The sequence below is a fragment of the Algoriphagus aquimarinus genome (assembly GCF_007997215.1).
GTDB classification, from domain to species: Bacteria; Bacteroidota; Bacteroidia; order Cytophagales; family Cyclobacteriaceae; genus Algoriphagus; species Algoriphagus aquimarinus_A.
Window position 1 is genome coordinate 1 of the sequence record NZ_VORW01000024.1, and the last position, 21,670, is coordinate 21,670.

Sequence of the window (21,670 nt, forward strand, 5' to 3'; positions counted from 1 at the left end):
TTCCAATTTAGGCGGCCTAGCGCAGGGGTCCCACCTCTTCCCATCCCGAACAGAGAAGTTAAGCCCTGCAGCGCCGATGGTACTGGGGTTACACCCGGGAGAGTAGGTCGCCGCCTCATTTATTCAAGCCCTTTGGTTCATTCCAAAGGGCTTTTTGGTTTTTTAGACTTTCGTACACTATTCCACATATAGTAGTTCTCCAAAGGAATAAATAGCAGTAGCTTTAATTTACAAGTCCTTATGCTATTTATAGTAAGAGTTTTTGGGGTTATATACGAATTATATATTTAGGCTTTTTCGATACTATTTGAATTTACATTTTTCATTTTTAGAATATTATTGCAGTTTTGCATCAAAGCCAAATTTGAATGTCCATTCTATTTAGAGGTCTCCGTATTGTTAATTCTAATGGTTTATCACAACCAAAAGATTACGTTTTTGAAAAAGGAGAATTTACACTTGTTGCCAATAGCAATTCATCGGAATTTAATAAGGAAGTTAATGCAAGTGGTTGGCTCTTGTCTGCTGGTTGGATTGATCTCAGATGTAGTATGGGTGAACCTGGCCATGAATATAAGGAATCAATAGAAAGCCTTGCTGATTCCTTAGTAGCTAGTGGTTTTTCTGCTGCAGTGATTTTGCCTAACACTGATCCTGTAATCCAGTCTAAGGGAGATGTAGACTTTGTTCTCAATCGTGCAAAACGGTATACTCCTGAATTTTTGATCCAGGGTGCAGTTACAAAAAATACTGACGGTGAAAATCTCACTGAGATTCTAGATATGCACCATCAGTCTGGGGTATCTGTTTTTGGAGAAGGTATCAAGCCTCTATCCAATGGAGATCGTTACATGAAGATCCTCCAATATCTCCAGAAATTTAATGGAGTTCTTTTTGATCATGCATACGATCCTTTACTAGCAATTTTTGGACATATGCATGAGGGAGAAAATTCAACAATGCTAGGAGTAAAGGGTATTCCAAATCTAGCTGAGGATGTTGCAATCCAGAGAAATCTAGAGATACTCCGATATGCTGGAGGACGTGTTCATTTTCAAACAATCAATACTGCAAAAGGAGTAGATCTAATCAGACAAGCAAAGTCAGAGGGGCTTAATGTGACCGCCGATGTATCAATTTACCAATTGTTATTTTCTGATGGAGATTTGATGGATTTTGACCCAAATCTTAAAGTATTACCTCCTTTTAGAGGGGAATCAGATCGGATTGCTTTATTGGAAGGTATAAAGGATGGAACAATTGATGCCTTAGTCAGTAATCATCAACCAGAAGATCGTGATTCTAAGTTTATGGAATTTGACTTAGCTAATTTCGGCATGGTCGGTTTGCAGACATTTCTTCCTGCACTAGTCTTGCTAGAAAAAGAATTAGGCTGGGATTTATTAATTGAAAAAATCACATCTGGCCCAGAATCCATTTTGCCTCATAACCTGACTAAGTCATGGACAATTTTTGATCCAGAAGCTGAATGGACTTACAATGAGAAATCAAACAAGTCACTTTCTTCGAATTCTCCATGGTATGGAAATGAATTAAAAGGTCAAGTAAAATACGTAATTCAAAAAGGGCAATTAATAGAAGTTAATGTATAGATTCTTCAGTTCAGCATACAAGTTTGGTGGAATCGCCGGAGCTTTAAGTATTATAGCATTTATCACACTTTCTTTTTTGTATCCAGATCCAACTAATCTTAACCTGGTTTTTGGTTATGTAATTACTCCCATAGCAATATTTCTAGCAATCAAATTTTTCAAGGAATATAGTAACAATGGCTATCTGTCTTTTGCGGAAGGCATGTCAGTAGGATTTGTTGCCTATATGTTGGAAGCCATTATCTCCTTGGGTGGAATATGGCTTGTGTTGTTAATAAATCCTGATTTGTTTGATCAAGTTAAGATTTCGAAGCTTGATGTATTGGCCACCAACAGGGAATCTATTGTCGCTCAGGTAGGTGAGAATTCATTTGACATGACGCTGGAAAGCATCAAAAATATGGTGCCGTGGGACATAGCTTTGAATGATGCCCTATGGAAAATCATCCCTGGTCTTTTTTTTACTATTATTATTTCAATTATTTTAAGAAAAAATCCTAACTAATAATCTTATGGAAGAGCAACAATCTCCTTTTCAGGCTGCAATTAAGCCTGGTTTAACAATCGGCTTGGTATCTTTGGCGCTTACTTTTATAGCATATTTTATTGATGCCACACTTTTAGGGTCAGGATGGTTTGGACTAGTGGCTCTTGTCATGTTCTTTGTATTGATTATATATTTTGGTGCCCAGTATAGAACTGAATTAGGAGGTTTCATGAGTTTTGGAACTGCATTTAATTTTAGCTTCGTTACTATGGTGATTTCGGGTTTGATTAGCTTAATAGGGCAACTCCTTTTATTTCATGTGATTGATCCTTCCCTTGCTGGGGTATTGGCAGATCAGGCGTTTGAGACTAGTTTGTCCATGATGGAAAAATTCGGTCAAGATCCAGATGCTATGGACCCGGCTATGCTTGAAGAAATAAGAAAAAGTACCGCTGGAAGCTTTACCTTAGCTGGTCAAATAAAGAGTTTTGGTATTGGACTTATTGTGTATGCAATTATTGCCTTAATTTTGGGAGCAATCCTAAAGAAGAGAGACAAGTCTCTCGATTATTAAATTATGACCCAAATTTCAGTTGTAGTTCCTGTATTTAACGAAGAGGAGTCTCTGCCTGAATTAACTCTTTGGATTAGCCGTGTCATGCATGATCACGGCTTTTCTTATGAATTGATTTATATAAATGACGGAAGCTCGGATAATTCATGGGCGATTATTAATTCACTTTCCCAAGAATCTAGTGAGGTAAAGGGCATCAATTTTACCAGAAATTATGGGAAATCCGCTGCATTGGATGCCGGCTTTAAAAAAGCCTGCGGTGATGTTGTAATTACTATGGATTCTGACCTACAAGATAGCCCAGACGAAATGCCTGGCCTGTATGTAATGATCACTGAGGGAAAATTTGATGTGGTGTCTGGTTGGAAAAAAGATCGTCATGATCCTTTAGGGAAGACTATACCATCACGATTTTTTAATGGAGTGACACGCTGGATCTCAGGAATCAAACTGCATGATTTTAATTGTGGATTGAAAGCCTATCGACTTAAAGTAGTGAAGAACATCCATATCTACGGAGAAATGCACAGATACATCCCCTTACTTGCTAAGTGGAATGGCTTTGGGAAGATAGGAGAGAAAGTGGTGCAGCATCAAGCTAGAAAATACGGCTATTCTAAGTTTGGAATAGAGCGATTCTTAAATGGTTTTCTGGATTTGATCTCCGTTTCTTTTGTACATCGTTACAAAAAGAAGCCGATGCACTTTTTTGGATTCTTAGGAAGCTTTTCTTTTTTCACAGGATTTATAATCACTTGTTGGTTGATTTTTGAGAAAGTATATGGCTTAAGCAAAGGACATAAAGTACGGGAAATTACCGATCAGCCTTTATTCTTTTTGGCACTGGTGGCCTTAATTATAGGCGTGCAGTTATTTGTAACTGGGTTCATAGCCGAGTTAATGACCTCTAACCAATCCAAAGAAGCTGAGTATAAAATTGACGAGGAGATTAACTTCGATTTCTGATGAAGTTCTCGGTAATCATACCGGTTTTTAATCGACCTGACGAATTACGTGAATTACTTCATAGTCTCACCAAGCAGAGCATTGCGGATTTTGAAGTTGTAGTGATCGAGGACGGGTCCACTATTGATTCTAAAAAAGTGATTACCAGTTTTGACGATCTACTCCAATTCCAATATTTAGTACAGGCGAATACAGGGCAAGGTTTTGCCAGAAACAATGGGATGAAGATCGCCAAGAGTGAGTTTTTTGTCATTCTTGATTCTGATGTGATTTTACCAAAAGATTATTTGCAGGAATTAGCAAGAGCTATTGACATCAGAAAACTTGATGCTTTTGGTGGGCCAGATGCTGCGGATAAGGATTTTTCGGCTTTGCAGAAAGCAATGGATTTCGCAATGACATCTTTTTGGACCACAGGTGGAATTCGTGGGAAAATGAAAGATCCTGCCAAATACCAAGCTCGTGGGTTCAATATGGGAGTATCGAGAAAAGTATTTGAAGCTACTGGTGGTTTTGTAGATCCAAATCAAGGAGAGGATATAGAATGGAGTATTCGTATTAAGAAAGCAGGATTCAAGCTAGAATTGGTAAAGGATGCTTTCGTGTATCACAAACGTAAAAACACGCTTACATCATTTGCCAAGCAAGCTTTTTCATTTGGGAGGAATCGAGTGAATGTATCCAGGTTCCATCCTGGAGCTATAAAGTTGGTTCACTGGTTGCCAACAGCTTTTTTGCTGTTTAGTCTTTCAATCCCTTTTTTCTTTTTTGTGAATAAACTACTATTTCTACTCAGTACAGGTGTGTTTATAATATGGAGTGTAGGCGTTATTATTTCTTCTGCAGTGCAAAATAAGTCAGCTAAAGTCGGGATTTTAAGTTGGTTCACTTCAGTTTTGCAGCTTTGGTCCTATGGACTTGGATTGCCTTTGGAGCTTTTTAGGAAATATGTAAAAGGTTAATTACCCTTTCTACAAACAAAGATCACTTCTTCAGATGGGAGTGCGTTTTGCTTAACAATAGCTGAGGAGATTTCTTTTACAAAATGGTTTTCTTCAATCAACAATCCTGATTTTCTCAAACGCTCAGCATAGTCTTTTCCGAACTTTCGGACATGGTCTCTCTGCCCAAATATGCGTTCGCGTTCTGCTGGGTCTGTGATTTTCTTGTCTTCTAACGTCTTTTCGATAGGATAGACAGGCGACTGGAGTATCCCCCATCCACTTGGTTTCAAAACACGATTGAACTCAGCACAAGCCCTAATGTCATCCTCCACATGTTCCAAGACATGGTTACAAAAAACTACATCAAAGCTGTTTTCTGGGAAAGGAATGTCGTGTACATCCATTTTTACTTTTGCCAAAGGCGATTCTATATCTGCTGTGATGTAATCTAAATTTATCAACCTTTCGAATCTCTCAATAAAGCAATGCTCCGGCGCCACATGAAGCACTCGAAGTGGAGCTGTGAAAAAGTCTGTCTTTTCTTTAAGAAAAAGCCACATCAAGCGATGACGCTCCAGTGATAAGCAATTTGGGCAAAGTGCATTTGCTCTTGCTATTCGACCGTATGGGAGAAATTTCTTATAGCTATGATCACATACAGGACAAGTGACATCTTTACCAGAATTCATCTGAGCAAAAACTTTCATCACTAAAGGACTAACTCTCTGTAATAGCGGCCTTGGGACGTAGCGAATAACGAAACTGATAATAGATTTCATGATTGATTGTAATCAGGCTGCAAGTTAAGCAAAGGGCCAAAAGGAGCGTAATGAAAGTGAATGTTTTACTTTTTTTAGATTTTTTATGAATTCAAGTATAATAACTCTCTTGTTTGTGGGGAATCAATCAGTATTTTAGTTGATGTGAATAATTCTTCAGTTAAAATCCAAAAATTCGCCTTTATGAAGATCAGGAGATTACTTTTTTTACAGTCCTTTTTTATACCTCTTACTTTGGGAGCAGCTTTCAATTTTGCGCAAGCTCAAGAAGCCACTACGTTTACCTTAAAAGAAGTGGTGCAGCATGCCAAGGATAATTCTTCATATGCACTCCGAATAAAGACAGTTAGAGAGAATAGCTATTGGCAGTACAGATTATTCAAGGCAGACTATAATCCTCAATTAAGATTGACAGGGACTATTCCACAATATTATCAATCCTACAATCAAATTACTCAACCAGATGGTTCTATTGAATTTCTCGAAGTGAAACAAAACCTGATGGATTTGGGATTGGGATTAGAGCAAGTAATAGGAGCAACAGGTGGGACTGTTTCGGTGAATACTTCTACCAATAGGTTTGATAATTTCCTTGCTTTTCCAGGCGAGCCACAGACCCAGTATTCTGGCGTACCTGTAAGTGTGGCATTGCAACAGCCAATTTTTGCTTATAATCGATTCAAATGGGAAAAAAAGATTGAGCCTTTATTGTATGAAGAGAGCAAGCGTGAATATGTGGCGGATATGGAAGGGGTTTCTGTCTACGTGACCCAATTGTATTTTGATTATTTAATCGCACAGGTTAATGCAGAGATTGCTACTACGAATCTAAAGAATACGGAAGATATTTTCTCCATAGAAAAGAAACGGAATGAAATGGGAGTGACTCCTGAAGATGAGCTTTTGCAAATAGAATTACAGGTGCTAAATGCTAAGCAGGCAAGAGCAGAAGCACAACTATCTTTAGAAAAGACAGCTTTTGCAATGAATTCATTTATTGGACTTAATCAATCTTCCAAGCTGAATCTAATCTCACCTGTTGATATTCCTGATTTTGAAGTAGATGTTGATCGTGCAATTGAGCTTGCTTTTCAAAACAGAGCTGAGGCAATTGGCTTTGATCGACAGAAAACCGTGGCTGAATCTCAGGTGGCTCAGGCAAAAGGAGAGCGTTTCCAAGTGCTCCTAAATGCTAGGTATGGCTATAATAATGCGGCGCTTAATTTTCCTGACCTCTATCAGAATCCCAACACTCAAGCACTTGTAAGTCTAGGGCTTTCGGTTCCAATATTAGACTGGGGTAGAAATAAGGCAAGAATGTCTATGGCAATGGCTAACCAAGAGCTAGTAGAATATACTGTAGACCAGGAGTTGATTAATTTTCAACAAGAAGTTTTTACTCAAGTGAAGACTTTCATAATGATCAAAGATCGCCTAAATGTGAGTAAAGTATCGGATGACGTCGCTCAACGCAGATATGATATCGCACTGAGAAGATACCAGACAGGAAATGTGACTATTACCAATCTCAACATAGCACAAAATGAAAAAGACTCTAATAAAAGAGCCTTTTATACATCCTTGCAGGATTTTTGGGTAGCCTATTATGAGTTAAGAGCACTCACTTTGTATGATTTCGAAAATGAGACATTGCTCTATAGACCTGAATTAGATTAGCAAAACAATGAGTACTTAGGTATTTTTTTTAATGTACTCTTCTAGCTTACGCATCTTTTTGTCAAGCTTCTCGATGGACTTGGATTGCTTACTCATCTTTTTGGTGATTTTCTCCACGTCATTTGGAGAAAGCTTCCCTGCTGAGTTCTTTTTGTCATAGTCAGCTCTTGCTTTCGCAAGTTTTTCGACTGCTTTGCGGTGATCCTCTTTGTACTTTTCGAGTTGAACTTTTGATTTCTCTATTTTTTCTTGAGTTTTTGCATCTGCAGTTGAGGTGCTTACTACTTGTGCCATTACTTCAGATGGAGATAAGTATATCAATCCTCCTAAAAGTATAAATGCATAGATTAGTTTTTTCATGAATTTTCTCGAGTTATGTGACAAAGATACAACAGATAAATACTCGATCTGGTTTATTCTAAATTAGAATTCCCTGGATCTCCCTTAGGTAGGCGCCCAGCTTTTTTAAGCGATTCACGAATGACCCATTCAAGTTGTCCATTGGTACTACGGAACTCATCTGCGGCCCATTTTTCGATCGCTTTCATCATGTTCTCATCCAGCCGTAGTGCAAATGCTTTCTTCTTTGGCATAATTTATTCCTCCATCCAGTTTTCTATAAAGCCTGTAAGTTCTTTAGACTTCATCGTTCCGATCAATATTTTTTTCTTTTCTCCCACATCCAAAAGAATGCCTTCATCACCGAGCACTGAGTATGCCTTGGTCGTTTTGTTTCCCTTAATTCCCCATCCTCCATAATCTGAAATTGGACTGTATTTAATTACCTCAGCTGAGGCAATTATCGCTTTAGGGTATTGCCTCCATGTTCTGATGAAGGGCAAATACCTAAAAGAAATATTGTCATCATCTATTCTAGTCTCCAGCTTCAGGTTCAGAATTAGGGAAAGAATCAAGGCCATTGTGCCAAGAACTACTCCTAATGCAATCGCCATTTCTTGCTTGTCTTCCGAAGTAGCGTACAATACAATCAATAATATCAGTATGGGCACCTCTGCCAAGATGATAAAGTACATGACCCAAGTACCTATATAAGTTTGGCTTTCTTTGAAAATTCGATTAGCCATTGCTACTGATTTAATGTCCCGACGTTTAGCACTGGAGTTGCGCTCTTGTCAGAGCAAAGTACCACCATGAGGTTAGATACCATCACTGCTTTTTTCTCATCATCAAATTCAATGATGTCTTTCATCTTGAGATCGGCCAGAGCCATTTCTACCATTCCGACTGCACCTTCTACTATTTTATGACGTGCTGCTACGATTGCTGTAGCTTGCTGTCTTTGGAGCATCGCCGATGCGATCTCTGAGGAATAAGCCAAGTGTGAAATTCTGGCTTCGATCACTTTAATCCCTGCGTGATACAGTCGATCGCTAATTTCTTTTTCCAAGGAATGATTGACCTCTTCAACTCCTGACCTCAAAGTGATTTCAGCTCCTTCAGCTTCAAAATTATCATATGGATATAGTCCTGCCATTTTGCGTATGGCTGCGTCAGATTGTAAATGGACGAAATTTTCATAATCATCCACATCAAATGTAGCCTTGAAAGTATCTTCCACTTGCCAGACTACGATGGTTCCTATCATTACAGGGTTACCAATTTTATCATTTACCTTCACTGGTTTGTTTTCGAAGTTTCTCACTCGAAGAGATATTTTCTTCTTGGTCATGAAAGGATTGACCCAGTAAAACCCGTTGGCTTTCACGCTTCCTTTGTAGTTGCCAAAAAGTAACATAACCATCGATTTATTTGGTTCTACTATAAAGAACCCACCAAGACAGATCAAAGCTGTCACAACCGATAAAATACCGACTACTATCATGATTTGCTGAATAAAAAGTGCTACTGCAAAAATGATAAGTCCAAGAACGAACAGGATCATGAAATATCCTGACATAGGTTTGGTAATCTTTTCCATATTGTTATGATGTTAAAATGATATCATATTAAATTACGAAAAAAAAATTAGGTTGGTTCAAGTTTTACGAAAAAAAAATACCCCGATGTTGGTCGGGGTATTAAATTGGATGTGGTTTTATTATTTCTTCGTGAAGAGTGAATCGACAAATTCCTTCCGATTAAAAATCTGTAAGTCAGTCATTTTTTCTCCTACACCTATGTATTTGACTGGGATTTTGAATTGATCAGAGATACCAATTACTACCCCGCCTTTGGCTGTGCCATCAAGTTTGGTAATGGCAAGAGCGGTAATTTCAGTCACTTTCGTAAATTCCTTGGCTTGAATAAAAGCATTCTGTCCTGTGGATCCATCTAGCACCAATAAAATTTCATGAGGAGCATCAGGGATAAATTTCTGCATTACGCGTTTGATTTTCCCAAGCTCGTTCATCAAGTTGACTTTCGTGTGAAGTCGACCTGCAGTATCGATGATGACCACATCGGCATTGGTATCCACCCCTTGTTTTACCGCATCAAATGCTACAGAAGCGGGATCAGTGTTCATGCCATGAGAAACTACAGGCACGCCAACTCTTTCTCCCCAGAGAATTAACTGATCTACAGCTGCAGCTCTAAAGGTATCGGCTGCGCCCAAGATTACTGACTTTCCAGCAGACTGGAAAAGATTGGCAAGTTTCCCGATAGTGGTGGTTTTGCCTACCCCGTTGACTCCAACTACCATGATCACATAAGGCTTCTTACCTTCAGGAAGATCAAAGTCAAAGAGATCCTGTGAGTTGTTTTCTTTGAGAAGGTTCTCGATTTCTTCCTTGAGAATGACGTCAAGTTCAGCAGTGTTGACATATTTGTCTTTGGCTACTCGCTCTTCGATTCTTCGGATAACTTTAATAGTAGTATCCACCCCCACATCAGAGGTGATTAGAATTTCTTCCAATTCATCCAAAACCTCATCGTCCACTTTGGACTTGCCTACAACGGCTTTACTGAGTTTTGTGAAAATATTTTCGCTTGATTTCTGAAGGCCTTGATCGAGGCTTTCTTTCTTATCTTTTGAAAAGAAACCAAAGATTCCCATACTTATGCATTTTAAAAGTGGAATATAACGAAAAAGTCCCTGCTGACCGATGGACAGAGGGACTAGAATGCCTTATGCTGCGATGTGCAACTTATTTTTTCAAGGTTTCCTGTACCAAAGGGGAAGGAACCATTTCTTCTCTGAAGGTATAAGCGCCAGTCTTCTCAGATCTTACCGCCTTGATGATTTTGGCGTAAGACACGCCACCTTCTTTTTTAAGGGTTGCTACTACTTTCTTAGCCATGGTTTTGTCGTTTTAACGGAATTGCTTCCGAGCTAAATTACTTAATTTCTTTATGAACAGTTACTTTCTTCATGATTGGGTTGAATTTCTTCAATTCCAATCTCTCAGTAGTGTTTTTTCTATTCTTTGTAGTGATATATCTTGAAGTACCTGGCAAGCCAGAAGCTTTATGCTCCGTGCATTCCATAATCACTTGTACTCTGTTGCCTTTCTTAGCCATCTTTTATTGATTTAGGGGTCGTGACCTTGATTATCTGATTACAATCATCCCGTTATCCTGAGCTTCTTTCAAAACTGCAGTGATACCTTTCTTATTGATAGTCTTCAATGCCTTAGTACAAACTTTCAAAGTGATCCATGCATCTTCTTCTGGAACGTAGAACGTCTTCTTATGAAGATTAGGGTAGAACCTACGCTTAGTTTTGTTGTTTGCATGGGAGACGTTGTTACCTACTCGAGGTCTTTTTCCGGTAATGTCACAAACTTTTGCCATGGTAATGTATAGTAAATTGTATCCGTTTCTGTAATGAGTCTGCAAATATCGGAACTTTTCGGGGATTTGCAACAATGCGTTTCAAAAATATTCCCTTTTATCTCAACCTTTTGGATATGGGCAGTTTTTACAGCCACTTCCGCAGCAATAGCCACGTTTTAGGTGATAATTTTTTGTAAAAACCATCAGTCCCTGCTCATTAAAATAAAAGTCTTCCGAACCTAATCTAGGTGTTGGGAGAGGCTTCTTGCTGTCTTTCATGGTTGGGGTAATGGCATTTGCTATATTTGGACTTGACGAGTCCTTATTATAGTACACAAAATTACGAAAAACATGCAGACTATCACATCCAGTAAGCAAGCAATAGAATTAGAAGATAAATACGGCGCACATAATTATCATCCTTTACCTGTGGTGTTGGCAAAGGGAGAAGGGGTTTTTCTCTGGGATGTAGAAGGAAAGCGTTATTACGATTTCTTGTCTGCCTACTCTGCCGTAAACCAAGGACATTGTCATCCTCGTATCAAGGACGCTTTAATAGAGCAAGCTGGCACTTTGACTTTGACTTCTCGGGCGTTTCATAATGATGTGCTTGGTCCATTTGAAAAATATATCACTGACTACTTCGGATTTGATAAAGTGCTTCCTATGAATACGGGCGCTGAAGGAGTAGAGACTGCTATTAAAATTGCAAGGAAATGGGGATACGAGAGAAAAGGTGTAGATGAAAACCGAGCTAAGATCTTAGTGGCTGAAAATAACTTCCATGGAAGAACTACCACAATCATCTCGTTTTCTAATGATGAAAATGCACGAAAAAACTTTGGCCCATATACAGCAGGATTTGTCAAGATTCCCTACGATGATATTTATGCATTAAAAGCTGTTCTTGATGATCCGGATGTAGTTGCTTTTTTAGTGGAGCCTATACAAGGAGAAGCGGGTGTGTATGTGCCGGGTCCAAATTATTTAAAAGAAGCAAAAGCAGCATGCGAAGCAAAAAATGTATTATTCATTGCTGATGAAATCCAGACTGGTATTGCACGAACAGGATCACTCTTGGCAGTGTGCGGAAATTGCACCTGTGAAAATTCTTGTGAAAAGCAGTCTACTTATGTTAAACCGGATATGTTGATCTTAGGCAAAGCCATCTCTGGAGGATTTTACCCAGTATCGGCTGTTTTAGCTGACTCTCATATTATGGATGTGATTAAGCCTGGGCAGCATGGTTCTACTTTCGGTGGAAATCCGCTTGGTGCCAAAGTCGCTATGGCAGCACTTGACGTTGTTTCAGATGAAAACTTAGCTCAAAACGCTAGAAGGCTTGGAGAAATATTCCGCGATCGTATGCAAGTGTTAGTTGATAAATATTCCATAGTTAAACTGGTAAGAGGCAAAGGGCTTTTAAACGCTGTGGTGATTAATGATTCTGAAGAAAGTAGCACTGCTTGGGATATTTGTGTCGCGTTGAAAGATAATGGACTTTTGGCTAAGCCAACTCATGGGAATATCATAAGATTTGCTCCACCACTTGTGATGACTGAAGAGCAGATTCATGAGTGCTGTGATATTATAGAGAAGACAATATCTTCTTTTGAAAAGTAAAAGGGAGTAATTGACTGCTTCAATTAACCCTCCTGTGTTTTTGGAACTTGGGAGGGTTTTTTATTGTCTTATGCTTAATTTTGCAACTCTTAAAACTGAACCAATACATGTTAAAAGCTGTCATTTTTGATATGGATGGAGTGATTTGTCATACCAATCCATTTCATTCTGTTGCCTTCCAGAAATTTTTCGCAAAGAGAAATCTAAATCCCTCTCAAGCTGAATATGCTGAGCATATGTATGGGAAAAACAATGGTTATATTTTGAGTCATTTCCTAGGTAGGAAAATTGAGGGGGAGGAATTGGCTTTGCTTGAAGACGAGAAGGAAGGGCTGTTCAGAGATATCTATAAGTCTGAAGTAGATCCCATATCGGGTTTTAGGGAGTTCTTTGCGAAGTTGAAATCAGAGGATATGCTCACAGCTGTTGCTACTTCTGCTCCTAGGGCTAATCTGGATTTGATTATTGGTACGCTTGGAATTGGGGGACTAATGCAATCTCAGCTTGCTTCAGAAGATGTGTCAAAGCATAAGCCCGATCCAGAAGTATATTTAAAAAGTGCAGCTAAACTTGGAGTGAAACCTGAGAACTGTTTGGTGTTTGAGGACTCTTTCTCAGGAGCAAGTGCGGGATTGAATGCAGGGATGAAAGTGGTTGGTGTGCTTTCTAGCCATACAATTGCTGAATTGCCAAAATGTGACTTATATATAGACGACTACAAAAAATTAGATCTTAACCAGATTCAACAACTTTTCAATTAATCATGCTAAGAAGACCTAGAAGAAATCGAAAATCCGAAGCGGTGCGAAACTTGGTAGAAGAGACTAGTCTCTCTGTCAGGGATTTGATATTCCCAATGTTCTTGGTGGATGGTGTGAAAAAGAAAGTAGCTATTGATTCCATGCCAGGGATATATAGACACTCTCTAGATACCATGCTTTCCGAGATAGAGTCTTGTATGAAGCTGGGTATACAGGCGTTTGATGTGTTTCCGGCTTATCCAGATAGTTTGAAAGACACTATTGCATCAGAGAGCTATAATCCAGAAACTTTCTACCTAAAGGCGCTTCGCGAAATCAAAAAGGAGTTCCCTGAGGTTTGTCTGATGTCTGATGTAGCTATGGATCCTTACAGTAGCGATGGCCATGATGGTTTGGTGAAAGGCGGCAAAATCATCAACGATGATACCTTGGAGATTTTGGCAAGGATGTCATTAGCTCAGGCTGATGCTGGAGTAGATATCATTGGTCCTTCAGATATGATGGATGGGCGAGTGGGTTACATACGCGAGTTGCTGGATGAAAGTGGTTTTACTGATACTTCTATAATGTCGTATACAGCGAAGTATGCAAGTGCCTTCTATGGACCTTTCCGTGATGCATTGGATTCTGCACCTAAATTTGGAGACAAAAAGACGTATCAGATGAATCCTGCTAATTCTCAAGAAGCTTTGATCGAAGGAGATTTGGATACGGAGGAGGGAGCAGATTTTCTAATGGTGAAGCCAGCCCTTTCCTATTTGGATATTATAAAGTTGTTAAATGACAACTTCCCCTTGCCAATAGCTGCATATAATGTGTCAGGAGAATATAGTATGGTGAAGGCTTCTGCGGGAAGAGGATGGATTGACAATGACCGAGCAATGCTTGAAATCTTATTGAGTATTAAACGGGCTGGAGCGAAGGTGATTCTTACATACTTTGCCAAAGAATATGCAAGTTTGGTGAGATAGTCCTATTGGTTTTACGTATTAAGTAAAAAACCGGTATTGTCCGGTTTTTTTATGCCTATTGGTCAGAATTTGATTCATTTTATTCTAATTCTGACTATTTTTTTGAATGTCGGGTAAAATAAATATCATTTTTTTGAATTTTTATATTTTTCATAAAAGGCAACTGTTTGGTTGAAATCTTGTTTTTTCTCTTTTTCAAGAATATTGTTCCAAATCCATCTATTTTTTTTTAGGAATGTTCTGAATCGCTCAATTAGCAATCGGTTTCGTAAAATATTATAGATATTGGCCGAATAATATTTTCTTTATAGTTTGGTTCAAAAAACACCTTCTTTTTATTAATTCTTTACATAAAATGTAAAAAATGGATAAAAATTGACATCAAAAAACACTTTTGGATATCTATTTTGTAATAATGGATTTGTTTTTTTAGTAATAATATAATTACATTCGATTATATATTAGTCACACAAACCTATCGTAAATTCTGAAAAACGTTTAAAAACTATATCTAACCTATGAACTATTTCGTAACTCTGTTGGCCCAAGATGCGGCCGCGACAATGGACTTGTCAGCTGAGATTTCACAGAATCTCTTTACCACAAACAATGTTTGGATGATGCTTTCCACAGCCTTGGTGTTTATTATGCACTTAGGGTTTGCGGGAGTGGAAGCTGGATTTGGCCAGGCCAAAAACACAGTAAACATTTTATTTAAAAATACGATTACCCCTATTATCGGAATTTTGTCCTACGCTTTTGTTGGGTTTTACCTGATGTATCCTGGTTTTGAAACTCCAGGCTGGTTGAGTTTTGATTTTGCTGGCTGGAATATGTTTTGGTTTTCGCCTGCAGATGCTGACGTGACAGTAGGGTATGCTGATGGCGGTTATACTTACTGGACTGATTTCCTGTTTCAGGCTATGTTTGCAGCTACCGCAGCTACGATTGTATCTGGTGCCATCGCTGAGCGAGTGAAATTGTGGGCTTATCTAGCGTTTACTTTAATATATGTAGGTATTGTTTATCCAATAATCGGAAGCTGGAAATGGGGCGGTGGAGCATTAGATGCTATGGGATTCTATGACTTTGCTGGAAGTACCTTGGTTCACTCTGTTGGTGGATGGGGAGCTCTTGCGGGTGTGATTTTGGTCGGCCCAAGAATTGGTAAATATGTAAACGGAAAAACTGTCGATAAGCCAGGTTCAAGTGTTCCACTTGCAGTAATAGGTGTATTCTTACTTTGGTTAGGATGGTTTGGTTTTAATGGAGGTTCTGTTCTTTCCGCGGATCCTGCATTAGTATCCTTTGTATTAGTTACTACTTGTCTTGCTGCATGTGCTGGTGGGATTGGTGGCTTTCTTGCCGGAAATATAGTTTTTAAGAGACTAGATCTAGGTATGATCCTTAATGGTATACTAGCGGGTCTTGTCGGCATCACTGCTGGCGCTGATGTTATTAATCCAGCCTCAGCAGTATTGGTAGGCTTTATAGCTGGGATATTAGTAGTGTATTCAGCTGTATTACTTGATAAGCTTAAGCTTGATGATGTCGTTGGTGCTGTATCTGTTCACTTGACTTGTGGAATATGGGGTACTCTAGCGGTTGGTATTTTTTCAACAAATCCTGAGCACACCTTCTTAACTCAGTTGGCTGGTGTAGCAATTTGTGGAGTAGCGGCATTCTCTGCAGCCTTCTTTATATTCTTTGTTCTTAAAAAGACAATGGGAATTCGCGTATCAGAAGAGCATGAGCGTAACGGATTGGATTCTCACGAACATGGTATCAGAGGTTATACTATTGTTTACGACGAATAGTCAATCCCATTACCGCCAAAGAGTTGAGTATACTCATTCTTTGGCGGCATTAATACACTAATTATTATTTATAAACCTATACCTATTAAAAACATGAAAAAAATTCAACTACTAATAGTAGCCTTATTGATTATCGGCTCTACAAATTCATTTGCTCAAGAAGTAATTATTATTGAAGAGGAAGAGGAAACTTCAAAATTCAGTTTCTCTGGCTCGGTTGACGCATATTTCCGAACCAATTTTAACGCACCTAGTAAAGGTGAAAATGCGCTGGCTCCAGCATCTTCCTTTGCTAACCTAAATGGCTTTTCTTTGGGTATGGCAAATATCATTGCCTCTTATGAAGGTAAAAAAGTAGGTGCGGTTGCTGATTTGGTTTTCGGACCTAGAGGTGAAGATGCTGTTTTTGGATCTCCATTGTATGGTGGGGGTACTGGTGCTGGAAGTTCTCAAATCGTTAACCAATTGTATGTTTACTGGAATGTAAGTGATGCGGTTACTTTGACTTTTGGTAATTTCAATACCTTCCTTGGTTACGAGGTTATATCTCCAACTGGTAATTTTAATTACTCTACTTCTTACATGTTCTCTTACGGACCATTCTCCCATACTGGTTTGAAGGCGGATTTTGCTCTTTCTGACAACTGGTCTTTGATGGCAGCAGTAATGAATCCTACGGATATGACAGAATTCAATATGGCGGGTACTTATACCTTAGGAGCGCAATTGGGGTATTCAACTGATGCGAGCAGCACTTATTTGAACTTCGTTTATGGTGATCAGGATGGAAAACTTGATATGGATAACGGAAGCTTAGTACCTGGTCAAACTTCAATGGGAAGCACGTTTCAAGTGGATTTGACCACTGGATTTGATTTGACGGAGTCTTTGTTCTTAGGTATTAATACTACATATAATACTACATCTGCTGGTGAAATGTACAGCGGGTCATCTGTTAGTGATGAATCAGGAGATGGCTCTGGATTCTATGGTTTTGCAGGATATCTTCAGGCAGCTACTTCAGAAAATTTTTCACTTGGTCTTAGAGGGGAATACTTCAGTGTTTTCAACGGTGGTCTAGATGGTGTAGTTGGTCTTGATGGCAATGGAGATGGTAATGTGTTTGCACTTACTCTTTCTGGAAATGCAAAAATTGGAAACAATCTAACCTTGATTCCTGAATTGAGATTAGATAGTATGAGCGAGGACAATTTGTTCTACGATACTAAGTTAGCTCCAAGCAAAAGCCTAGCTTCATTCGTTCTTGCAGCGGTGTTTGCATTCTAAAATATAAACAGGGTCTATTGTTAATAATAAAAGCCGGGATGAATTTCATCTCGGTTTTTTCTTTTTTAGGGACTTTGGTCTAAAAGTGGGGTTTTTTGAAGTCATATTCTATCAATATGTACATTTGGAGTCTGATTTTTGGTTTATTTTTAAACTATAAAAAGTGATAATTATTAAAATTTATAAAATATAATTTTATTTTTTATCAAAAAAGATCTATAAAAAACTGATTTGCTGTAACTTTTTTAATCTTCCGAAGTATAGTTTAGTGAGAGTAACTTAAACTATACTTGTTATGAAAAGATCGGTATTGTTCATCACGATAATGATGGTATCGGTACTGGGCTATTCCCAGACTACCTTAAAAGGTCCAAAGGCAAAAAATGCAACTGCTAGCGAACTCGCTGCCAATTCCTCACCTTTAACATTTAGCCCAGTGCCAAATAATCTCAAAGGGCCAAAGCGCAAAAACCAAAAGGTTTGGAAGCAGTCAAAGAGCTATCGTAAGGCTATGCATATCCGAAAAGAGGAGGAGATACTCAAGGGGCCTAAAGCTAAAAATAGAAAAGTATGGAAAGATTAAAATATTAAATCTCTGAAAGAGATTTAACGCAAGAAATGAGAAAAGCTCGGATAGTTCCGAGCTTTTCTCATTTATAAGTCTTGTTCTCTTTCGAGCATTAATATAGCTGCCTGTGAGACGATAAAATATTTCTGAGTTTCATATACTATCTCGTGTGCTCCAGATAATAAAAAGATGGCTAAGTCACCCTCTTTCGCCTGCAGAGGTACATATCTTACCTGATCGTCTTTGTCCATCCAAGGCTCTTGGTTTTCAGTGGGCATTGGGATTGGGTATCCCGGCCCAGCTTTAATAATATAACCTTGCTGTACTTTCTCTTTTTCCTGAACTCCGGGCGGTAAGTATAAACCTGAACCAGTTTTGTCATTCGGCTTTTTCAAGCGTATTAAAACTCGGTCGCCTACCACGATGAGCTTTTTCAGTTTATTGTCAGCAGTTAGTTGCATTTCTTGAGATTTTCAAAACCAATAGTATAGAATTAAGATTCGTATGATATTCTAATTCTATTATTTAGGTGTTAAACAAAGAACGGCATCTGTATCGCTACAGATGCCGTTTATGTTGCTTTAATTTAAGCTTATTTTTTTTCTTCGCTTACCTCTTCATAATCCACATCAGAAACACCATCTCCGCTAGTTCCAGAATCTGTGCCTGATTCAGGTCCAGCTTGTGCTCCTTCTGCTCCAGCAGCGTTGTACATTTCTGTAGAAGCAGCTTCCCATGCTTTGTTCAATCCTTCCATTGCGGAATCAATTCCTTCAAGGTTTTGAGATTGATGAGCTGTTTTAAGCGTTTCAAGTGCTTCTGCGATTGCAGTTTTGTTTCCTTCGGAAAGTTTGTCTCCGTATTCTTTCAACTGCTTCTCAGTTTGGAATACCAAGCTATCCGCCTGATTCATCTTGTCGATTTTCTCTTTTTCAGCTTTGTCACTCACAGCATTTGCTTCAGCTTCAGCTTTCATTCTGTCGATTTCTTCCTGAGAAAGTCCTGAAGAAGCTTCGATTTTGATCTTCTGCTCTTTGCCAGTTCCCTTGTCTTTTGCAGATACATTTAGGATACCGTTAGCATCGATATCGAAAGTCACTTCGATTTGAGGAACGCCTCTTTGTGCTGGCGGGATGTCAGAAAGCTGGAATCTACCAATGCTTCTGTTGTCCTTTGCCATAGGACGCTCACCTTGTAATACGTGGATATCTACGGCAGGCTGATTGTCCGAAGCAGTAGAGAATGTTTCAGATTTCTTAGTAGGAATTGTAGTGTTAGACTCGATCAATTTGGTCAATACTCCACCCATTGTTTCGATGCCTAGAGAAAGAGGAGTTACGTCCAAAAGAAGAACATCTTTCACTTCACCTGTCAATACTCCACCTTGGATCGCAGCACCGATTGCTACTACTTCATCAGGGTTCACACCTTTAGAAGGTTTTTTACCAAAGAATTTCTCAACTTCTTCCTGGATTTTAGGTATTCTAGTAGAACCACCTACCAAGATCACTTCATCTATATCTGAAGGAGTCATGCCTGCGTCAGCCAAAGCTTTCTTACATGGTTCCATAGATCTTTTAACAAGATCTTCAGTAAGTTGCTCAAACTTCGATCTGCTCAAAGTTCTCACCAAGTGCTTAGGACCTGTTTGAGTTGCAGTGATATAAGGCAAGTTGATCTCTGTAGATGCAGAGCTTGAAAGCTCAATTTTAGCTTTTTCAGAAGCTTCTTTCAATCTCTGAAGCGCCATTGGATCAAGTCTAAGATCGATTTGCTCTTCAGACATAAACTCTTCAGCTAGCCAGTTCATCACTACCTGATCAAAGTCATCACCACCCAAGTGAACGTCACCGTTGGTAGATTTTACTTCGAAAATACCGTCTCCAAGTTCTAGAACTGAAATGTCAAATGTACCACCACCAAGGTCATACACTGCGATTTTCATGTCCTTATGCTTTTTGTCCATCCCGTATGCCAAAGCCGCAGCAGTAGGTTCGTTGATGATACGCTTCACTTCTAGACCAGCGATCTGTCCAGCTTCTTTAGTAGCCTGACGCTCGGAATCATTGAAGTAAGCAGGCACAGTAATTACTGCTTCAGTAACAGCTTGTCCCAAGAAATCTTCTGCTGTAGTCTTCATTTTCTGAAGAATCATTGCAGAAAGCTCCTGTGGAGTATATGATCTGTCACCAATTTTCACTGTAATAGTGTCGTTGGGTCCTTTTTCTACTTTGTATGAGGCATGTTTTTTCTCTGCAGAAACTTCAGAGAATTTTTTACCCATGAATCTTTTAACAGAAGAAATAGTGTTTTGCGGGTTGGTTATCGCTTGACGCTTAGCAGGATCACCTACTTTACGCTCACCGTTTCCGTTGTCAAGGAAAGCCACAATAGAAGGTGTGGTTCTTCTTCCCTCACTGTTTTGAATGACTACAGGTTCGTTACCTTCCATTACTGCTACGCAGGAGTTGGTTGTTCCTAAGTCAATGCCGATGATTTTTCCCATGATTATATAATTTTAAGTTGTTTCGAATTGATACTACTCCCCTTCTTCAATGGATGTGCCATCTGGGAAATTTGGTGGTTTTGTGTCAGATTGGCAGTTGTATTGACATGTGTTGGATCAAAAACCTACTGAATTGTCATTTATCCATTCCGAAGAAATCTCCAAACTGGCAGTTTATAAGAAAAAAGCATCTGCCATTGCAACCAATTGGCTGACTTCTGCATCTATTAAGTAGAATGAAACTTTTTTTACAAGGAAATATGAAAGAACGATGCAGATGGAGCCTGGCAATTTTGCTAGGAATGGGAGTACTGACTGCCAATCGAGAATTGGAAATAGTGTCATCGATGTGGGAATATCTGAAAGGAATTATTTCGGCAATGGCAATTTTTTTTCTATGATATAAGAATTTCGGTTACGGGGGCTTATTTTTAACTCATGCCTGATTCTCTAATAATTCAAGATTTATACATTTATCCAATAAAATCTCTGGGAGGCATACGTCTCACTGAAGCAAAAGTGGAGGAAAGGGGATTTGAATATGATCGCCGTTGGATGCTGATTGATGAAAATGGTCAGTTTATATCCCAGCGAACTTTCCCGAATATGGCTTTGCTACGAGTGGAGATAGGAACGGATTCTCTTTCTGTCTATCATATTTCTAATCCAAGTGAGTTAATACTCATCCCTTTTACCGAGGAAGGGGAGGAGGTCTCTTCTGTGACAGTATGGGATGATGATATGCCAGCTCGATTAGTAAATTCTCAAATCGATGAGTGGTTTAGTAATGCGCTTGGCATGAAGGTTCGATTGGTGAAAATGCCCTTGTCGACAGAACGTAAAGTAGATCCTAAATATGCCCTAAATGGAGAGTCAGTAAGTTTCGCTGATGGAATGCCTTATCTGCTTATCGGGCAAGAATCCTTGGCTGACTTAAATGAAAAATTAGAAATCCCAGTTCCTATGAATCGCTTCAGGCCAAATATTGTCTTTTTTGGTGGAGAGGCATTTATCGAGGACTCTTGGAGCGAAATACAAATTGGTGAAGTTGACTTTCAGGTAGTTAAACCCTGCGCTCGCTGTGTGATGACTACAGTGGATCAAGATACTGGTACCAAAGCTGCAGAGCCCCTCAAGACTTTGGCTACTTATAGGAAGGTAGGAAAAAAAGTGCTTTTTGGACAAAACGTTATTGCTTTGTCAAGCGGAATCATCAAAGTCGGAGACAAGCTTAAGTTGCAGTAATTCCGAATAAACATCCAACAAAGAAGCTTGTATAGATTGGTTTTAAAAAGAAAATCCTGCTTCTAGAGAAGCAGGATAACTCTGTGGACTCCGCGAAAAACTCCGTGTTCACCGCGG

The 21,670-nt window shown here is 39.0% G+C and carries 25 protein-coding genes and 1 rRNA gene; 14 read left to right on the forward strand and 12 right to left on the reverse strand.

Features of this window, described 5'->3' with window-relative positions:
- Positions 1 to 7 precede the first annotated feature (7 nt).
- From rrf to ESV85_RS19875, 6 genes are all read left to right on the forward strand, one after another.
- Positions 8 to 119 (forward strand): 5S ribosomal RNA (gene rrf / locus ESV85_RS19850).
- A gap of 249 nt (positions 120 to 368) precedes the next feature.
- Complete coding sequence (locus ESV85_RS19855) at positions 369 to 1,613, forward strand: dihydroorotase (protein ID WP_146920730.1); 1,245 nt, start codon at positions 369 to 371, stop codon at positions 1,611 to 1,613.
- Positions 1,606 to 2,118, forward strand: coding sequence for a DUF4199 domain-containing protein (locus ESV85_RS19860; RefSeq protein WP_146920732.1), 513 nt, complete (start codon positions 1,606 to 1,608; stop codon positions 2,116 to 2,118). The genes ESV85_RS19855 and ESV85_RS19860 overlap by 8 nt, the downstream gene beginning before the upstream one ends.
- A 7-nt stretch (positions 2,119 to 2,125) precedes the next feature.
- The gene (locus ESV85_RS19865; protein WP_146920734.1) at positions 2,126 to 2,674 is read left to right on the forward strand and encodes a DUF4199 domain-containing protein; all 549 of its coding nucleotides are present in this window, start codon (positions 2,126 to 2,128) and stop codon (positions 2,672 to 2,674) included.
- A 3-nt stretch (positions 2,675 to 2,677) separates the two neighbouring features.
- On the forward strand, positions 2,678 to 3,640 hold the full coding sequence (locus ESV85_RS19870) for a glycosyltransferase family 2 protein (protein WP_146920735.1): 963 nt from the start codon (positions 2,678 to 2,680) through the stop codon (positions 3,638 to 3,640).
- On the forward strand, positions 3,640 to 4,602 hold the full coding sequence (locus ESV85_RS19875; RefSeq protein ID WP_146920737.1) for a glycosyltransferase: 963 nt from the start codon (positions 3,640 to 3,642) through the stop codon (positions 4,600 to 4,602). Before ESV85_RS19870 ends, ESV85_RS19875 begins: the two co-directional genes overlap by 1 nt.
- Here ESV85_RS19875 and ESV85_RS19880 read toward each other — a convergent pair.
- Entirely contained in the window at positions 4,599 to 5,363 is a 765-nt protein-coding gene (locus ESV85_RS19880; protein ID WP_146920739.1) for a class I SAM-dependent methyltransferase, read from the reverse strand. The genes ESV85_RS19875 and ESV85_RS19880 overlap by 4 nt on opposite strands.
- A gap of 183 nt (positions 5,364 to 5,546) precedes the next feature.
- Here ESV85_RS19880 and ESV85_RS19885 point away from each other — a divergent pair, with 183 nt between their 5' ends.
- Positions 5,547 to 7,040 (forward strand): TolC family protein, encoded by a 1,494-nt coding sequence (locus ESV85_RS19885; RefSeq protein WP_146920748.1) that lies wholly within the window; start codon positions 5,547 to 5,549, stop codon positions 7,038 to 7,040.
- Positions 7,041 to 7,055: 15 nt separating this feature from the next.
- Here the strand turns inward: ESV85_RS19885 and ESV85_RS19890 are convergent, their stop codons facing one another.
- The 9 genes from ESV85_RS19890 to ESV85_RS22380 all read right to left on the reverse strand — a co-directional run bounded on the left by ESV85_RS19890 (position 7,056) and on the right by ESV85_RS22380 (position 11,054).
- Positions 7,056 to 7,400, reverse strand: coding sequence for a hypothetical protein (locus ESV85_RS19890; protein WP_146920750.1), 345 nt, complete (start codon positions 7,398 to 7,400; stop codon positions 7,056 to 7,058).
- Between the two features lie 53 nt (positions 7,401 to 7,453).
- A complete protein-coding gene (locus ESV85_RS19895; RefSeq protein WP_146920751.1) occupies positions 7,454 to 7,633 on the reverse strand; it encodes an Arc family DNA-binding protein in 180 nt (59 codons plus the stop codon).
- A gap of 3 nt (positions 7,634 to 7,636) precedes the next feature.
- Positions 7,637 to 8,125 carry a hypothetical protein gene (locus ESV85_RS19900; RefSeq protein WP_146920753.1) on the reverse strand — a complete coding sequence of 163 codons (489 nt, stop codon included), beginning with the start codon at positions 8,123 to 8,125 and terminating at the stop codon, positions 7,637 to 7,639.
- A 2-nt stretch (positions 8,126 to 8,127) separates the two neighbouring features.
- Positions 8,128 to 8,979, reverse strand: coding sequence for an SPFH domain-containing protein (locus ESV85_RS19905; protein WP_146920755.1), 852 nt, complete (start codon positions 8,977 to 8,979; stop codon positions 8,128 to 8,130).
- Between the two features lie 120 nt (positions 8,980 to 9,099).
- Entirely contained in the window at positions 9,100 to 10,056 is a 957-nt protein-coding gene (gene ftsY, locus ESV85_RS19910) for a signal recognition particle-docking protein FtsY (RefSeq protein ID WP_146920757.1), read from the reverse strand.
- A gap of 91 nt (positions 10,057 to 10,147) precedes the next feature.
- On the reverse strand, positions 10,148 to 10,300 hold the full coding sequence (locus ESV85_RS19915) for a DUF4295 domain-containing protein (RefSeq protein ID WP_092900920.1): 153 nt from the start codon (positions 10,298 to 10,300) through the stop codon (positions 10,148 to 10,150).
- Between the two features lie 37 nt (positions 10,301 to 10,337).
- A complete protein-coding gene (gene rpmG / locus ESV85_RS19920; protein WP_057939355.1) occupies positions 10,338 to 10,520 on the reverse strand; it encodes a 50S ribosomal protein L33 in 183 nt (60 codons plus the stop codon).
- 30 nt (positions 10,521 to 10,550) lie between these two features.
- Positions 10,551 to 10,793 carry a 50S ribosomal protein L28 gene (gene rpmB, locus ESV85_RS19925; protein ID WP_057939354.1) on the reverse strand — a complete coding sequence of 81 codons (243 nt, stop codon included), beginning with the start codon at positions 10,791 to 10,793 and terminating at the stop codon, positions 10,551 to 10,553.
- A 102-nt stretch (positions 10,794 to 10,895) separates the two neighbouring features.
- On the reverse strand, positions 10,896 to 11,054 hold the full coding sequence (locus ESV85_RS22380; RefSeq protein WP_191322071.1) for a DUF5522 domain-containing protein: 159 nt from the start codon (positions 11,052 to 11,054) through the stop codon (positions 10,896 to 10,898).
- Between the two features lie 72 nt (positions 11,055 to 11,126).
- Here ESV85_RS22380 and rocD point away from each other — a divergent pair, with 72 nt between their 5' ends.
- The 6 genes from rocD (at position 11,127) to ESV85_RS19955 (ending at position 17,817) form a co-directional block, all read left to right on the forward strand.
- Positions 11,127 to 12,398, forward strand: coding sequence for an ornithine--oxo-acid transaminase (gene rocD / locus ESV85_RS19930; protein WP_146920759.1), 1,272 nt, complete (start codon positions 11,127 to 11,129; stop codon positions 12,396 to 12,398).
- Between the two features lie 107 nt (positions 12,399 to 12,505).
- On the forward strand, positions 12,506 to 13,159 hold the full coding sequence (locus ESV85_RS19935; protein ID WP_146920760.1) for an HAD family hydrolase: 654 nt from the start codon (positions 12,506 to 12,508) through the stop codon (positions 13,157 to 13,159).
- A 2-nt stretch (positions 13,160 to 13,161) separates the two neighbouring features.
- Positions 13,162 to 14,130, forward strand: a complete 969-nt coding sequence (gene hemB / locus ESV85_RS19940; RefSeq protein WP_146920762.1) for a porphobilinogen synthase — start codon at positions 13,162 to 13,164, stop codon at positions 14,128 to 14,130.
- Between the two features lie 518 nt (positions 14,131 to 14,648).
- On the forward strand, positions 14,649 to 15,947 hold the full coding sequence (locus tag ESV85_RS19945; protein ID WP_146920764.1) for an ammonium transporter: 1,299 nt from the start codon (positions 14,649 to 14,651) through the stop codon (positions 15,945 to 15,947).
- Positions 15,948 to 16,040: 93 nt separating this feature from the next.
- Entirely contained in the window at positions 16,041 to 17,234 is a 1,194-nt protein-coding gene (locus tag ESV85_RS19950; protein WP_146920766.1) for a porin, read from the forward strand.
- 295 nt (positions 17,235 to 17,529) lie between these two features.
- A complete protein-coding gene (locus ESV85_RS19955; RefSeq protein ID WP_146920768.1) occupies positions 17,530 to 17,817 on the forward strand; it encodes a hypothetical protein in 288 nt (95 codons plus the stop codon).
- A gap of 71 nt (positions 17,818 to 17,888) precedes the next feature.
- On the opposite strand, the gene ESV85_RS19960 is transcribed toward ESV85_RS19955, so the two are convergent.
- Together ESV85_RS19960 and dnaK are read right to left on the reverse strand one after the other, a co-directional pair.
- Positions 17,889 to 18,263 carry a co-chaperone GroES family protein gene (locus ESV85_RS19960; protein WP_146920770.1) on the reverse strand — a complete coding sequence of 125 codons (375 nt, stop codon included), beginning with the start codon at positions 18,261 to 18,263 and terminating at the stop codon, positions 17,889 to 17,891.
- A 131-nt stretch (positions 18,264 to 18,394) separates the two neighbouring features.
- On the reverse strand, positions 18,395 to 20,308 hold the full coding sequence (dnaK, locus tag ESV85_RS19965; RefSeq protein ID WP_146920771.1) for a molecular chaperone DnaK: 1,914 nt from the start codon (positions 20,306 to 20,308) through the stop codon (positions 18,395 to 18,397).
- Positions 20,309 to 20,746: 438 nt separating this feature from the next.
- On the opposite strand from dnaK, the gene ESV85_RS19970 reads away from it, so the two are divergent.
- A complete protein-coding gene (locus ESV85_RS19970; RefSeq protein ID WP_146920773.1) occupies positions 20,747 to 21,553 on the forward strand; it encodes an MOSC domain-containing protein in 807 nt (268 codons plus the stop codon).
- The last annotated feature ends 117 nt before the right edge of the window (positions 21,554 to 21,670 follow it).

Bases quoted from the DNA above. Each gene is read 5' to 3' on its own strand.
- ESV85_RS19855 (WP_146920730.1), top strand. From the start codon at position 369: ATGTCCATTCTATTTAGAGGTCTCCGTATTGTTAATTCTAATGGTTTA.
- ESV85_RS19860 (WP_146920732.1), top strand. From the start codon at position 1,606: ATGTATAGATTCTTCAGTTCAGCATACAAGTTTGGTGGAATCGCCGGA.
- ESV85_RS19865 (WP_146920734.1), top strand. From the start codon at position 2,126: ATGGAAGAGCAACAATCTCCTTTTCAGGCTGCAATTAAGCCTGGTTTA.
- ESV85_RS19870 (WP_146920735.1), top strand. From the start codon at position 2,678: ATGACCCAAATTTCAGTTGTAGTTCCTGTATTTAACGAAGAGGAGTCT.
- ESV85_RS19875 (WP_146920737.1), top strand. From the start codon at position 3,640: ATGAAGTTCTCGGTAATCATACCGGTTTTTAATCGACCTGACGAATTA.
- ESV85_RS19880 (WP_146920739.1), bottom strand. From the start codon at position 5,363: ATGAAATCTATTATCAGTTTCGTTATTCGCTACGTCCCAAGGCCGCTA.
- ESV85_RS19885 (WP_146920748.1), top strand. From the start codon at position 5,547: ATGAAGATCAGGAGATTACTTTTTTTACAGTCCTTTTTTATACCTCTT.
- ESV85_RS19890 (WP_146920750.1), bottom strand. From the start codon at position 7,400: ATGAAAAAACTAATCTATGCATTTATACTTTTAGGAGGATTGATATAC.
- ESV85_RS19895 (WP_146920751.1), bottom strand. From the start codon at position 7,633: ATGCCAAAGAAGAAAGCATTTGCACTACGGCTGGATGAGAACATGATG.
- ESV85_RS19900 (WP_146920753.1), bottom strand. From the start codon at position 8,125: ATGGCTAATCGAATTTTCAAAGAAAGCCAAACTTATATAGGTACTTGG.
- ESV85_RS19905 (WP_146920755.1), bottom strand. From the start codon at position 8,979: ATGGAAAAGATTACCAAACCTATGTCAGGATATTTCATGATCCTGTTC.
- ftsY (WP_146920757.1), bottom strand. From the start codon at position 10,056: ATGGGAATCTTTGGTTTCTTTTCAAAAGATAAGAAAGAAAGCCTCGAT.
- ESV85_RS19915 (WP_092900920.1), bottom strand. From the start codon at position 10,300: ATGGCTAAGAAAGTAGTAGCAACCCTTAAAAAAGAAGGTGGCGTGTCT.
- rpmG (WP_057939355.1), bottom strand. From the start codon at position 10,520: ATGGCTAAGAAAGGCAACAGAGTACAAGTGATTATGGAATGCACGGAG.
- rpmB (WP_057939354.1), bottom strand. From the start codon at position 10,793: ATGGCAAAAGTTTGTGACATTACCGGAAAAAGACCTCGAGTAGGTAAC.
- ESV85_RS22380 (WP_191322071.1), bottom strand. From the start codon at position 11,054: ATGAAAGACAGCAAGAAGCCTCTCCCAACACCTAGATTAGGTTCGGAA.
- rocD (WP_146920759.1), top strand. From the start codon at position 11,127: ATGCAGACTATCACATCCAGTAAGCAAGCAATAGAATTAGAAGATAAA.
- ESV85_RS19935 (WP_146920760.1), top strand. From the start codon at position 12,506: ATGTTAAAAGCTGTCATTTTTGATATGGATGGAGTGATTTGTCATACC.
- hemB (WP_146920762.1), top strand. From the start codon at position 13,162: ATGCTAAGAAGACCTAGAAGAAATCGAAAATCCGAAGCGGTGCGAAAC.
- ESV85_RS19945 (WP_146920764.1), top strand. From the start codon at position 14,649: ATGAACTATTTCGTAACTCTGTTGGCCCAAGATGCGGCCGCGACAATG.
- ESV85_RS19950 (WP_146920766.1), top strand. From the start codon at position 16,041: ATGAAAAAAATTCAACTACTAATAGTAGCCTTATTGATTATCGGCTCT.
- ESV85_RS19955 (WP_146920768.1), top strand. From the start codon at position 17,530: ATGAAAAGATCGGTATTGTTCATCACGATAATGATGGTATCGGTACTG.
- ESV85_RS19960 (WP_146920770.1), bottom strand. From the start codon at position 18,263: ATGCAACTAACTGCTGACAATAAACTGAAAAAGCTCATCGTGGTAGGC.
- dnaK (WP_146920771.1), bottom strand. From the start codon at position 20,308: ATGGGAAAAATCATCGGCATTGACTTAGGAACAACCAACTCCTGCGTA.
- ESV85_RS19970 (WP_146920773.1), top strand. From the start codon at position 20,747: ATGCCTGATTCTCTAATAATTCAAGATTTATACATTTATCCAATAAAA.